Source organism: Pseudomonas sp. p1(2021b) (assembly GCF_020151015.1).
Classification (GTDB): domain Bacteria; phylum Pseudomonadota; class Gammaproteobacteria; order Pseudomonadales; family Pseudomonadaceae; genus Aquipseudomonas; species Aquipseudomonas putida_K.
The window spans coordinates 229,823-242,111 of the sequence record NZ_CP083747.1; the positions used below are offsets into that span (position 1 = coordinate 229,823).

Below are 12,289 nucleotides of genomic sequence, written 5' to 3' on the forward strand. Positions count from 1 at the left end.
AGCTGTGTGTGGATTCTACACTGGAAGCAGTCAGAGGGCGGTCATGCCGCCAACTCAACAAGTGGGATTCGATTCATGTGCATCGTGTAGCCCGTGCGCCGCTCAAGAGCGACGTACTGCTCGAAAAGCTCAGGGTGATGGACACGCCCGTTACGCAAGTCAGGCTTGGACGCCATCACGCAGAAAATGCAGCTCAATCGATCATTACCGAGGGCATAGGCGTGATGAGGACGCTGCCCCGCTGCAGCGATGGCACCGAAGACCTCATCCGTGCGCATGTCATGTACTGGCAACCACTCGAACCAGGTCAACACAGAGTTGCTGATCCCCATCCGGCTGAAAACTACCCGCTTCGCTCGCCCTGGCGACTCTTGAGCGCGCAGGCCAAGGCAGTTGACGATCGTTTTGAAGCCATTGGCCTTTGCATAGCGCCTGACCTCACGTTGGATGGGTCCTCGTTTCAAGTCGCTCGTGCATTGGCGAGTAGACGCAGATGGCCAGCTCGGTACCTCGGGGCGAATCTCGAACCGACGCTCTACCATTTCCAGCAGCGTCTTCGAGGCTGTGGCAACAATGAAAGGAAGGCCTGCAGCGGCGGCTTGATCACGGGCCAGCTCCATCGCCCCCGGCCACTCCATCGGGCCCAGCGATGCATGGACAACCACCAGCTGGCTAGCCGGAACGCGCTCCAGGAGACGGATCAGTTGCACCTGCGAATCCTTACCGCCCGAATGGTTGGCCACAAACAGCGCACCACTGGCGATCAACTGGTCAAGCTCGGCTTTTGTGGAGTCACGGGTTTCATCCCCGAAAAGCAAGCCCTGCTGCTGAAAACGATCCATTTCCTGCTGGCCTCATTGATAGACGTCAATGAGAAAAGATTAAACTATAGAACAACTATTTTCAATTGAAATATTGTCCTATAGGACAACATTTTTCTGCGGTCGCGGGTGTGGTTCTGCCGTCTCAGCCGCAGTCTTGACCAGAAGCTCGTCAACCGCCCTGGCCAGGTCGGCCTCAGCTTGCTGGAGCGCCAGAAACATTTCTGCGCTGGCAGCTGTATCGTCGTGCGCATACTTCAAATGTGCTGCACGTGCGGCCCTGAAGCGGATGATCGCATCCAGGGTGCTCTGATCCAAGTGTAAGCTGAGAGGTAGCTTCAGTTCGCTGGTGTTTGGCCTAGCCATTTTCCTTGCTCCATTTCCTCGGTGAAAAACCTGACCTTCCCCCTCTGATCCAACGGTGTCGATCAGACGGTTCCGTTATGGATGTAGGAAAAGTCAGCAGACCACCTGACGGCGCTTGAACTGCTTGTGTGCACTTCACACTGTGCAGTGCACAGCGCATACTCTGGCTGGGGCTTTTTCTAACCCACTATAAATGGCACATTTCCGTTTAACCCCAGTAAACATTGGATTGTAAACCACTTTTTTGACTTGTAAACCACTGTGGTTTACAGTGAAAAAAAGTAGTTAACACGAGGCCGGCTCATGCCGAATTTACAAGACGAAGCTAAGGCCTACATTGAGTCCGTTTTAGGTGTGGCAGCGCAGATGACTCCGGTGCCACTCCGAGTCCCCTATACCATCCGGGACAGCTACAAGACCTACGAGTTGAGCGTACCTATGGGGAACAGTTCGGCGTTCAACATGATGCTGCTGGTCTCCCGTGATGATATTGAGTACCCAGGCATCGTGAAGCTGCAGAAGCACATCGAGATGGTGCGCAACGTCACCAACCAGGTAGTAGTGTACGTCTGCTGGTCCTTGTCGACTCAAGACCGCCGCAGCCTGATCATGCACCAGGTCAATTTCATCCAGCCCAGCTTCCAGATGTTCATACCTGAGATGGCGCTGGACCTGCGTGAAAGCTTCCGTCAGCGGCGAGAGCAGAGCGAGGTAGCCGCCCTCCTCCCCGCGGCCCAAGCCATGCTTCTCTCGTGCCTATATTCCGGGATACCCGACGAAACCTACTTCACTACGAACGCTTTGCTGGGGGACCTGGGCTACAGTCGCGTGACCCTCTCGAAGGCAGTGGATCAGCTGGTATCGCTGGGGGTGATTAGCCCTGCGAAAAGCGAGCTGCATTGGAAGACCTACGCCTTCAACGGGTCGCCTGCAGAGGTGTTCCAGAAGGCCAAGAAGCACCTGCGGTCCCCCGTCAAAAAGAGAATTGGTATTACCCGAAATGCTATCCCCATGGCCCCGGGAGTATTCATCGCGGGGGAAACTGCCCTGGCCAAGTACACGATGCTGGCGGAGCCTAAGCAGGCCGTATGGGGGATGAGCAAGAAAGTGTTCAATGACATGCTGGCGCTTGATGCGTTTGAGGTAGTCGAGTCGGTGGACTCGATCGAGGAGTGGGTGGAGATCTGGGGGTATCCGTCGCTCACCGAAACGCAGTATATGGCAGACACAGCGTCGCTGTTTCTGAGCCTGGAAGACAACCCCGACGAACGCATTCAGATTGCGTTGGATGAACTCAAGGAGCAGGTACATTGGTTAGCGTGAAAGGTTTAGATATTTTTGGCCGGCACTTTCGCGATTTCCGCGATAGCTACGTCCTAATCGGTGGCGTTGCCTCTGCTCTGGCGATGGAAGACGCGGGAGAGAGCTTCAGGGCCACGAAAGACCTAGACATCGTGCTCGTGATTGAGGCTCTGGACTCCCATTTTGTTAACAGGTTCTGGGAGTTCATAAAGGCCGGCGGCTATGAGATCAAACAAAGAGGGGGTGACAGGCCGGTCTTCTACAGATTCCAGAATCCCGCCGACGAAACCTACCCGGTAATGATCGAACTATTCTCTCGTGCACCGGATGGCCTTGAGCATGAGGAAAACGCAACGCTGACCCCAATCCCCACAGATGAGTCGGTTTCGAGTTTGAGCGCTATCCTGCTCGATGAAGACTATTACACCCTGTTGCGTTCCGGCCGCCATCAGAGCGAGGAGCTGACATACATCAGCGCTGATCGTCTTATCCCCTTCAAAGCTAAGGCCTGGCTCGACTTGTCTCAGCGCAAGGCAAACGGTGAAGCAGTTGACTCGAAGAACGTCAGGAAGCATCGGAACGATGTCCTGGCCCTGGCGGGCCTGCTGACTGGCGAGGTGATTGAGTTGCCCGCAAGCATTACTGCAGACATGGCGCTATTCCTTGAGCGCCTGGCGGTCGAAGAGATCGACTTCAAAGCGCTCAAGATTCGGGGTGACCTCAAGACCATCATCGGCCGAATTGCAGAATCCTTCGGCCTTCAGCCGACCTCATAACGCCGGCAATTCCTCAAAGCCTTTCCCAGCGCCCGGCCCCAGTTCGGGCGCAGCGAAAGCGACGACCGCGTTGATGAACTCCTTCCACTGGTCAAGTGTGAAGCGCATCGGTTCTAACAGCTGGCCGGTTTCTGTCCAGAGCCCGCAGCTATCCAGCTCCAAAAATTCTCCATGCTCAACGCTCCACCAGGATCCGGTCATCGAGGTGCCCCAATCGAGGCGCCCAGCGAAGAATGGCATGTTGAACATCAACAAGAACCAGAGGTGCCCGTCTTTGGTAGTAACGTACTCCCGCATCGTTCGATTGCCCAGCGCAGCGCAGACCTCTACAGCTTTGGCAGCGAACAGCTCGTCAGCACTGGGTGAATCCGTAGTGAACCCGAAAACGTGCTCCGCGAGATATCCCAGGCGGCTTACAGACGTGTGAGCCATCTGAAGAAAGCTCCGCTCAAGCAGTTGCGAGTAATCCATGTTGCTTACCTCGTATGAGCCCGCATTCGCTGGGCATGCGCCAGCAGCTCTGGGCAGATGACCCGCCACACAGGTGCGTCTTCAAAACCAGCAGGTTCAACCCTGCCAGTGTCTTCAAACTTTCCGGATGCCAGGTGCAGATCCAAGACCTGATCGGGCAGTTGCCAGGCGTGGATACACACCTCATCGACCGCCAACTCGGCCTCCACGAGGTTTGTTGTGAGCACGCCCCAGTGCTCACCATCCTCGTAGAGCAGCTCCAGGGCTAGCCGCCCGTTTGGGTACAGCCGTGGCCGCAATTTCGACAGCTGCATGATGCTCTCCCCCGGGGCTATTTGACCGTTGCTGTCTCGGTGACCACAAACGGGACCACGCTGCCCAACGTAACACCGGCCAGGCCTTGTTTGCCGTCTTCACCGATCACATAGCCCTTCAGCTCTCGCTGATCAGCTCCGTCGCAGGACAGTGTGGCGGTAGAAGTCTCATGCTTGAGCTGGCGGCTGTTCCATTTCAGAGGAATGCCCAGGGCGCATTCATTTCCGGCCAGGACCTGAGACATTTCATATTCCACTTTGCCAAACCCTCCAGCCCGGTACTCGGTTGGCAGAACCGAGCCGAGCGCAGGATCACCGAGGTGATACAGCTTGACGTAGAGGGTCGAGCCAGTCGGAATGGTGACATTGATCTTTTTGTCATTGCACCCTGCCAGCGACAGAGCGACACAACCGAGCACAGCATGCGGATTCCACGCCATCCGGCCACCCAGTCCGCTCTCATCTGGCCAGGCATTCCACGGCCATCTGGCCACCTGTTCCACGGCCATCCGGCCGGGCAGTCGGAGCGCAGCGACGCAGGGGGGGCATTGTTAGTCTGAGGTGCCCGGTGTCGTCAATTTCTTCGTCTGTTTGCGCATCGACTCACCCTTGAGGTTGATCCGATAAGCGTTGTGCACCAGGCGGTCGAGGATGGCGTCGGCCAGAGTCGGATCACCGATCAGTTCGTGCCAGTTGTCCACTGGCATTTGGCTGGTCACGATGGTCGAGCGCTGGCCGTAGCGGTCGTCCAGTAGCTCCAGCATGTCGCGGCGCTGTTCCGCGTTGAACGGGGCCAGACCCCAGTCATCAGGATCAGCAGGTCGGTCTTGGCATAGCCGCTCATCAGCTTGGCGAAGCGCCCGTCGCCGTGGGCTAGGCCCAACTCTTCCAACAGGCGCGGCAAGCGCAGGTAACGCACGCTGTAACCCTCTCGGCAGGCCTGGTGGGCCAGGGCGCAGGCCAGCCAGTCTTACCGACGCCAGTCGGGCCGTTGATAATCAGGTTGAGTCCGTCGCGTAACCACTGACCGCTGCTCAGCTGGAGGATCAGCGCCTTGTCGAGTCCGCGCGGGCTGCGGTAGTCGATGTCTTCGAGGCAGGCGTTGTGCTTGAGCCGGGCCTGACGCAGGCGGCTGCTGAGGCGCTTGTCGTCGCGCTCGGTCAGTTCGCGGTCGACCAACAGGCCGAGGCGTTCCACGAAGCTCAGGCTGTCGATGTCGGGGGTTTTCAGTTGCTCGGCGAGTGCCTTGAGCATGCCGGTCAGGCGCAGGGTCTGGAGCTTGTCCAAGGTCGGATGGGGCAGCATGGTGGGATTCCTTGTGTTCAGTGGTAGTAGCCGGGGCCGCGCAGGTTGGCGTGGTCGTCCGGCAGCAGGGGCAGGTGCTGCTGGGCCAGCGGCAGGTTTTCCAGCCCCTGGCGCAGGATCGATTCGAGGCTCTTGTAGCTGCACGCGCCGAGGCTGAGGGCGCGTCGGCAGGCCAGCTCCAAGCGCACTTCGCCATGGGTCTTGCCCAGGCGCAGGATGCCCAGGCAGGCCCGGTAGCCTTGGGTTGGGTGGATGCGCCGTTCGAGGATGTGGCTGATCACGCCGGCGGTGTGCGGCCCGGTCTGCTCGGCCCAGCGGATCAACCGTTGCGGCGTCCACTCGGCATGCTCGCGATGGCTCTTGGGCATGTGCTCGGTCTGTGTGCTATGCCGGCCCTTGTGTGGCGAGCGCAGGTGGCTGGCCACCCGCTGGTTGGCGTGGAAGCACTCGACGGTGCGCGCCGTCAGCCGTACTTCCAGCTGTTTCTTCACCAACTGGTAGGGCACTGAGTAGTAATGCCCATCGACCTCGACGTGATAGTCGATATGCACGCGCGCCTTCTTCCACTCGGCATAGACGTAGGGCTGCTCCGGCAGTGGGCTCAGCGCTGGACGATCCAGGGCTTCGAAGGCCGAGTGCCGGGAGCCCGGCAGCTTGCGAAACGGTCGTCGGTTGAGCCGCTCCAGCAATAAGGCGATGGCGCTGTTGAGTTCGTCCAGGGAGAAGAACTGGCGGTTCCTCAGCGCGGCGAGGATCCAGCGCTCGACCACCTGCACGCCGACCTCAGCCTTAGCCTTGTCGCGCGGCTTACGCGCCCGCGCCGGCACCACCGCCACGCCATAGTGCTCGGCCAGATCGCGGTAGCTCGGGTTGATGTCCGGCTCGTAGCGATGGCTCTTACTCACCGCGCTTCGCAGGTTGTCCGGCACCACGATTTCCGGCACGCCGCCGAGAAAGGCGAAGCAGCGGACATGGGAGCCCAGCCAGTCCGGTAACTGCTGCGACCAAGTGGCTTCGGCGAAGGTGTAGCTGGACGCGCCAAGCACCGCGACGAACACCTGCGCCTGGCGGATCTCGCCGCTGTGGCGGTCGATCACCGGCACCGTCTGCCCGGCGTAGTCGACAAACAGCTTCTCACCGACGCGATGCTCCTGGCGCATCACCACGTCCAGCTTGCCCTGCCAGGCTCGGTAGTGCTCGCAGAACCAGCTGTACTGAAAGCCTTTCGGCTGGCTCAGGCGATACTCCTGCCAGAGCAGCGCCAAGGTCACGCCCGGCCGGCGTAGCTCGGCATGCACCCAAGACCAATCGGGCAATGGCCGTTGCTCGCTGGGCACCGCAGGGGGCGGTGGGAACAGTTGCTGCTCCAGCTCGGAATCGGACAACGAACAGGGCCAGGCTAGACCGCTGGCGGCAAAGCGGTTGAGGTAATCGCCGACAGTGACACGACCGATCTGCACGCTGACGGCAATCTGGCGAGCCGATAGCCCGACCTCGAACTTGAGACGAAGTACTTCGCGAATCTTACGCATGGATAAACGCTCCACGACGACCTCTCTGCTTCGAAAAAGAGGTCGATGGTAGTGAAGAAATCCTGCGTTACTGCCTGCCCGGTTGAGTGGCCGGATGACCGTGGAATCAGTGGTCGGATACGCGTGGAATGGGTGGCCGGATCACCGTGGAATCGGTGGTCAGATGCTTATGGAATGGGTGGCCAGATGACCGTGGAATCCGCACACAGCAATCTTTCGAAGTGGTGACATGCTTTTTCCAGTGAGTGTATGAACGTTCGAACCTGTGTAGCTGATCAAGCTCACGACAGAGCAGGTGCACAGCCCGGCGAATCTTCGGGGTTGTTGGGGAGTAGCTGGTAAGGACCGTTGCCAGTCGACTGGGCCGAGGGCGACGCTGAGTCTTCTTCCGTACCGTAGTACGTGGCATGCGCAGCTGAATTACATTTTGGGCAGGGAATGTCGCCTCCATGGAGAAGAGCACCTCCAGGCTCATCGCAGCTATCCTCATCCCAGAGAAAACCGTCGACGCACTGCGCATCGGGATAGGCCGCACCGAAATGCCTGCCTTGGTAATCACACCCTAGAGCTTCGTCACTTGCCATACACACCCCCAGACACAAGCAAATTGATACATAACACGTACGTATAACTGATGTTACCACAGCCTGAGGACAGATCAGTATAAGAGCTACAGCTGAAGAATGATCGGATAGCATGCGTTGAGGAAGGGATTTGATGATATGCCGGAAATGCTGAGAGGGTCGGCGGGCAAGCCGGTTGCTTGAGATTCTGATCAGTCATGAGAGTCATGACCAATGAGCAGAAAAGGAGACCCCAAAAATGTAGGAAAACGCGACCAATCCCAAGAGGACTGACCGCGCTCAACGAAACAGACTTGCGTCCTCAGAAATCGCAATGTCTGATTTTTCGAAGCGGCTGTCAATCCTCTCGCATCTTTTCGACCTTAGCGAGGCTACTCGACAGCACTGTGTTGACTGTCACTCCCAGGATTTTCCGGCGCTTCGTGGTTCTGCAGGCTCCTGGTTACATGCCCTGCGTGTGACCAAATGCAAGGAAGCGCTCGCAGGACTCTGGCGACGAATCTCCGAGGTGCCACAAAGAACCTTGCGTAGCGAGGTAGGCCGATGTCTCCTCCTCCGCCAGGACAGCAAAGGCGGTCGTCGAGATGAAGAAACCATCGCACTTGCCGCTCATGACAGCATCTTGCAGCACGTCTCGATGACGCTCAATGAAGTCCAAGTTGAACTTGGTCAGAACAGCCTTTGCAAGCTCCTTGGTGGGAACGCTCACAGCTTTCCCGACGGGGACCAAATCGTCCAGATTGAGAGCGATGACCCCGCCATTGTTGAACGGCGCCAGTTGTTTGGCAGCATGGCTAACACGCTTCTCAACTCCGCTCTCAGACCAGATCTTCTTACAAGCGATCGGGTAGTCGCCCATGCCGAAGTCAACCAGGATATCGGGTTCTGCAGCTTTGGCTGCTAACCCTCGGCTCTTCAAGTCGGACAGCAGCACCAGCTCCCAGAGAGCGTCCTTCCCTTGGGAGGTGTTCCGATCATCCGGCTGCATGACGCTGCCGGCCATACGCTTGAGCGCCTCTTGAATTCCTGGCTCTTCAGGCAAGTTGGTGACCGCATCAGCCAGACGGTTCACGAACGCCGCTTCCCAGACCACCCGGTCATCTGGCTTCACTTGCTCTGCCCACGCTAGGCTCAGCTTGTCGGCCTGGCTAAGCAGTTGCGAAAGTGCGCTGCCGGACCGCAGCCTCACGTTGCGCTGCTCCAGCACATCCCGCACAAGCTGGGCCTTAGCAGCAATTTCTTCGTATGTATCTGTCCAAGCCTTGCTCACAACATCGACGGACTTCACTTCACAGCTCCTATGGAAATGACAGGTGGTTTCACTGGCATAATGGCTGCGATAGCTGATGCGCTGCTATCGCCACTGACAGAATGGGTGTTCGCCCAGCAACACTCTGCCAAAGCGGCGATCAACCCGCACCTTCAACAGGAGGGAGAACGAATCTGCCCGGCAGGATGGCCAAGTAGCAGTCAGTGCAATCCCACAGATGGGTTTAGAGGAACTGGAGCGTCGCCCAAAACTGCATGACCCGGCTGGATCTCTTTAAACCCAGGATGTTCCAGGTTGACCGTCAAGCTGCTTTCAGTGAAATCCTTCCCTACGTACTTCTGCGCCCAGGCCCGACGCTGCTCCGGCGTCCTGGTTGCACACGGCCGCTCGTGGCGGCTGAGCCAGGCCCTGCAGAGCCGCTGCATATCGCGATTGTGTTCTGTGACCAGTCGATACTCAGCCCCACAGTGCGAGCACTGAGCGGTGCCAGTGTTATGTGCCATAAGTCAGCTCCGATTGGCGGGCGCCCGAGGGGCCGGGTTGCTGGTGATACGGATCCAGGCGCAGAATCGCTCGTACGGCACGTGTGCGCGACGTCTCAAACGGATTGTCCGCCGGCGCTTGCCGCATTTCCTTAGCCGCGAGGCTGATTTCCTTGATGCGGGACCGCAGCCAGTTCGCATCTGCCGTGTAGATGGCATCGGGATTGTTGGCCAGCAGGGCACGCAGTTTATCGCCCAACTCGGCGTTGATCACCACACGCCCCAGCAGGTGGAAGTCGTGATGGTGCAAGGTTGCACAATCCTCAGCACTCATTGCCGCCAAGTTGGATGGGATTCCCGCGCAGAACTGGTCGGTCTGAAATATCCGCTTGGCATGCGCCAGCATCTCTCCGGCAGACAGCTCCCCTCGCTGCAGGGGAATGATCACACGAGCGCCGGCCGTGATCCATGTGCGAACTCGCTCTGCGTGCACAGCCCACAAGTCGAGGGTTGCCGACTGGTCACCGATGACATCCGGTGCCACGATGCTCAGCGCCCCGGGGTTGTCCGTCCACCCCAGCACGCATTCGTAGGCGAAAAACACTTTCTCCCAGCTCACGAGCTCGCCCTTTTGGAATGCAGAAAAGGCTCCCGAGTCAATGAACACGGCGCCGCCTGCATCCAAATGACGTGGAAGCGTCCGAAGGAGTTTAAGGGTGTCCAGCAGTGTGGCAACAACACCTACTGGGACGCCCTCATCAACGGCAGCCCTCAGGTCCTGAGTGCTGGACATCCCCGAGTAATAAGCAACGTTCCAGGTCAACGGCATGATCTTCCTACCCCTGCTGCGCACGCGAAATCCGCGCCGCTTCCACGGCATCGACCCAGCTCGATGGCTGGGGATGCGTGCTTCAGGAGCTGACCTAGATCTGTACCGCAGACTGGAAGTACACGTTGAAGAGGTTGGCGGACGCCCTGCTGATGGCGTCGTTGTAGGTGGATGCAATCACCTCGACGGTGATGGTCTTACCCTGGTTGTCATGGTAGGTAACTCGCCAATTCGGCTGCTGGTCCATGTTGGATCCTGTGTGTGCTGGCGCTGATTTCAGACCTCAACCCAACCCACGCCCTGGTCATGCTTCTCTCCCGGGCGCAGAGAGGAACCTCACTGAACAGAGAGAGCAGCCATGGCATCGAGCAAGGCGCTTTTAACCTCGTCGGTGTCACCCTCCTCCGACACGAAGGCAACGCTGTCCAGCTTGGCATAGGCCTGCTGCATGGCAGCCAGCGCTTTGGGAGCTGATGTCACGGCACGAGTACAGGTATCGGCAAGGAGACGCTCTTGGTCTGGGTCGGCAGCCCGCACGGTGAGGTGCAGAATGTAGTCCTCGTCGGCCAGGTCCATGCTCGGCACTTCGGCATGACTGTAGAGCTTGGAATCGCTGACGCTCGCACGTTCGGCCGCCGGGAAATTGATCTGCAGCGCCTTCGGGCCCATACCGATCTCCAGCGCGCTGGCCTGAAGTTGTTCAGCCAGCTGCAGGCCTTCCCACGCCCCACGCACCCACTCAACGGCGTAGCGGCCATTACGGTTGCGCTCGATCAGCATGTAGAAGGTGTTGTCATTGGCCGAGTGACCAAAGCGCTCGACGGCGATCTTCTTGATGCCCTGCTCAAAACCTGCACGCTTGTGCTCAAGCGTCTCCTGCGGATAAACCTGTTCCATCGCTATCACCTGTCCAATCTGGGTGGGGGCCGAAGTGCCTTACGAGCCCTTCACTTCCTCGAAATTCCAATCCACGTGCTCGAAGGCAGCCTGCTTGGCTTCGTATTCGATTTCAGTCTGGGTGGCGTTGTCCTCGACCTCGAACTCAAACTCCACATCGGAGCCCTGAACGTCAGTCTTGATGGACCCTTTGAAGGTACGCATTGATTTGTCCTGGTAGATGAATACGGAGAATAAGATTAAACCATAGGACAATAATTATGCAAGGCAAAAATTATACTATAGGACAATCTTTTTCGCCCGCCCTTGATGTCACCTGTGAGCGCCCAGCAGCAGCGTGTCCAGCATTGTCGCTTGCCGTGATCGGTGTGGTGTGATCGAGTTCTTACACCGCTCTGGGTTGCATGGACGCAAGCAGACCCGGGTGTGGAATTATCTGTGGGTGAAGAGCATTTCGGCGGTCAGCCTGACTGGGCCGAAGCCTCGGCCATGGTCACGTGCCGAGTTGCTTGCGCCGCTCTGCGATACGTGCGGTCGACACGCCGGCGAGTTTGGCTACCAGGCTGTTGGGGACCTTGCCCAGCAAGTGATCAAAACGAACCGCCTTGGACAAGCGCTTGTAGGGTGCTATGCCCAGGAACACACGTCTCTGCTCTACTACGTCATAGGGTACCCCGACCTCCCTGCTGATCTGGGCCGGAGATACCTTACCCAGCAAGGACTCGTACCCGAGCCATGGCCCGTGGTAATCCGCGGTTGGGATTGAAGTAGCCTCTTCTATCAATGGGCTCACGGGTTCGAAGCCCAATGCTTCGCGCACCTCTTGCACCAGATGAAGATCCACACCTGCCACCTTCGCGATTTCTTGATCACTGACATAGCCAAACAGAGGTTTGTAGATCCTCAGTGGATGACCGGTGGGAAGCACCTGCTTTCGAGGAGCCGGCCTCAACACCGGGAGGATACCCAGTGACTCACGGTAAACCGTGACGCTTTTTGGCGACACGCCGCACAAGGAAGCGATCGCCCCATCGGTGAGCACGCCGAGGAGGTGCTTGAAAGGCTCTATCTGTTGAGCAACCGACCATGGAGGTATCCCCAATTGCTCCCGCCGGCGGCGAATTCGATCGGGGTGTATGCCGATCAGTCGCGCCAGCTCTACGTCCGAGAGTTTTCCAAGCTTGCAGTCGAACCATCGGGCAGGCCCTACTGCAGCCCAATCTACCGGAGGGTAACGCCTCCCGCTGGTTTCGGTGATCGCCACACCACCAGCGGCCGCGTGTTCACGATAAACCCATCCTGGTGGACTGTAGTCCTGGTCATCCATTGACTTTCGAGCC

General features: G+C 58.3%; 13 protein-coding genes and 1 pseudogene. 2 read left to right on the top strand and 12 right to left on the bottom strand.

The window, feature by feature from the left end; translation table 11 throughout:
• Positions 1–41 precede the first annotated feature (41 nt).
• A complete protein-coding gene (locus K8374_RS25585) occupies positions 42–842 on the bottom strand; it encodes a phosphoadenosine phosphosulfate reductase family protein (RefSeq protein ID WP_023383604.1) in 801 nt (266 codons plus the stop codon).
• A gap of 648 nt (positions 843–1,490) precedes the next feature.
• Between K8374_RS25585 and K8374_RS25590 the strand changes: the two genes are divergently transcribed.
• Together K8374_RS25590 and K8374_RS25595 are read left to right on the top strand one after the other, a co-directional pair.
• Positions 1,491–2,510, top strand: a complete 1,020-nt coding sequence (locus tag K8374_RS25590) for a hypothetical protein (RefSeq protein WP_023383602.1) — start codon at positions 1,491–1,493, stop codon at positions 2,508–2,510.
• Positions 2,498–3,265, top strand: coding sequence for a hypothetical protein (locus tag K8374_RS25595; RefSeq protein ID WP_023383601.1), 768 nt, complete (start codon positions 2,498–2,500; stop codon positions 3,263–3,265). Before K8374_RS25590 ends, K8374_RS25595 begins: the two co-directional genes overlap by 13 nt.
• On the opposite strand, the gene K8374_RS25600 is transcribed toward K8374_RS25595, so the two are convergent.
• From K8374_RS25600 to K8374_RS25650, 11 genes and pseudogenes are all read right to left on the bottom strand, one after another.
• On the bottom strand, positions 3,260–3,736 hold the full coding sequence (locus tag K8374_RS25600) for a hypothetical protein (RefSeq protein ID WP_023383600.1): 477 nt from the start codon (positions 3,734–3,736) through the stop codon (positions 3,260–3,262). The two genes, K8374_RS25595 and K8374_RS25600, sit on opposite strands and share 6 nt — an antisense overlap.
• 5 nt (positions 3,737–3,741) lie before the next feature.
• On the bottom strand, positions 3,742–4,050 hold the full coding sequence (locus K8374_RS25605; RefSeq protein WP_023383599.1) for a hypothetical protein: 309 nt from the start codon (positions 4,048–4,050) through the stop codon (positions 3,742–3,744).
• Positions 4,051–4,067: 17 nt separating this feature from the next.
• Positions 4,068–4,553, bottom strand: a complete 486-nt coding sequence (locus tag K8374_RS25610) for a hypothetical protein (RefSeq protein WP_224459406.1) — start codon at positions 4,551–4,553, stop codon at positions 4,068–4,070.
• Between the two features lie 48 nt (positions 4,554–4,601).
• Positions 4,602–5,355: pseudogene (gene istB, locus K8374_RS25615) on the bottom strand (IS21-like element ISPpu23 family helper ATPase IstB).
• A gap of 17 nt (positions 5,356–5,372) precedes the next feature.
• Positions 5,373–6,887, bottom strand: a complete 1,515-nt coding sequence (gene istA / locus K8374_RS25620) for an IS21-like element ISPpu23 family transposase (protein WP_058167704.1) — start codon at positions 6,885–6,887, stop codon at positions 5,373–5,375.
• A gap of 1,026 nt (positions 6,888–7,913) precedes the next feature.
• Complete coding sequence (locus K8374_RS25625; RefSeq protein WP_060495097.1) at positions 7,914–8,759, bottom strand: hypothetical protein; 846 nt, start codon at positions 8,757–8,759, stop codon at positions 7,914–7,916.
• A 474-nt stretch (positions 8,760–9,233) separates the two neighbouring features.
• A complete protein-coding gene (locus tag K8374_RS25630) occupies positions 9,234–10,052 on the bottom strand; it encodes a hypothetical protein (RefSeq protein WP_224459407.1) in 819 nt (272 codons plus the stop codon).
• 94 nt (positions 10,053–10,146) lie between these two features.
• The gene (locus K8374_RS25635) at positions 10,147–10,299 is read right to left on the bottom strand and encodes a hypothetical protein (RefSeq protein WP_156342216.1); all 153 of its coding nucleotides are present in this window, start codon (positions 10,297–10,299) and stop codon (positions 10,147–10,149) included.
• Between the two features lie 89 nt (positions 10,300–10,388).
• Positions 10,389–10,949, bottom strand: a complete 561-nt coding sequence (locus K8374_RS25640) for a hypothetical protein (RefSeq protein ID WP_224459408.1) — start codon at positions 10,947–10,949, stop codon at positions 10,389–10,391.
• A 39-nt stretch (positions 10,950–10,988) separates the two neighbouring features.
• A complete protein-coding gene (locus K8374_RS25645; RefSeq protein ID WP_156342218.1) occupies positions 10,989–11,153 on the bottom strand; it encodes a hypothetical protein in 165 nt (54 codons plus the stop codon).
• Positions 11,154–11,442: 289 nt separating this feature from the next.
• Positions 11,443–12,276, bottom strand: coding sequence for a hypothetical protein (locus tag K8374_RS25650; RefSeq protein WP_224459409.1), 834 nt, complete (start codon positions 12,274–12,276; stop codon positions 11,443–11,445).
• Positions 12,277–12,289: the final 13 nt, after the last annotated feature.

Coding starts and splice junctions, on each gene's coding strand:
- istA (WP_058167704.1), bottom strand. CDS start 6,887: ATGCGTAAGATTCGCGAAGTACTTCGTCTCAAGTTCGAGGTCGGGCTA.
- K8374_RS25630 (WP_224459407.1), bottom strand. CDS start 10,052: ATGCCGTTGACCTGGAACGTTGCTTATTACTCGGGGATGTCCAGCACT.
- K8374_RS25635 (WP_156342216.1), bottom strand. CDS start 10,299: ATGGACCAGCAGCCGAATTGGCGAGTTACCTACCATGACAACCAGGGT.
- K8374_RS25600 (WP_023383600.1), bottom strand. CDS start 3,736: ATGGATTACTCGCAACTGCTTGAGCGGAGCTTTCTTCAGATGGCTCAC.
- K8374_RS25585 (WP_023383604.1), bottom strand. CDS start 842: ATGGATCGTTTTCAGCAGCAGGGCTTGCTTTTCGGGGATGAAACCCGT.
- K8374_RS25650 (WP_224459409.1), bottom strand. CDS start 12,276: ATGGATGACCAGGACTACAGTCCACCAGGATGGGTTTATCGTGAACAC.
- K8374_RS25605 (WP_023383599.1), bottom strand. CDS start 4,050: ATGCAGCTGTCGAAATTGCGGCCACGGCTGTACCCAAACGGGCGGCTA.
- K8374_RS25640 (WP_224459408.1), bottom strand. CDS start 10,949: ATGGAACAGGTTTATCCGCAGGAGACGCTTGAGCACAAGCGTGCAGGT.
- K8374_RS25590 (WP_023383602.1), top strand. CDS start 1,491: ATGCCGAATTTACAAGACGAAGCTAAGGCCTACATTGAGTCCGTTTTA.
- K8374_RS25645 (WP_156342218.1), bottom strand. CDS start 11,153: ATGCGTACCTTCAAAGGGTCCATCAAGACTGACGTTCAGGGCTCCGAT.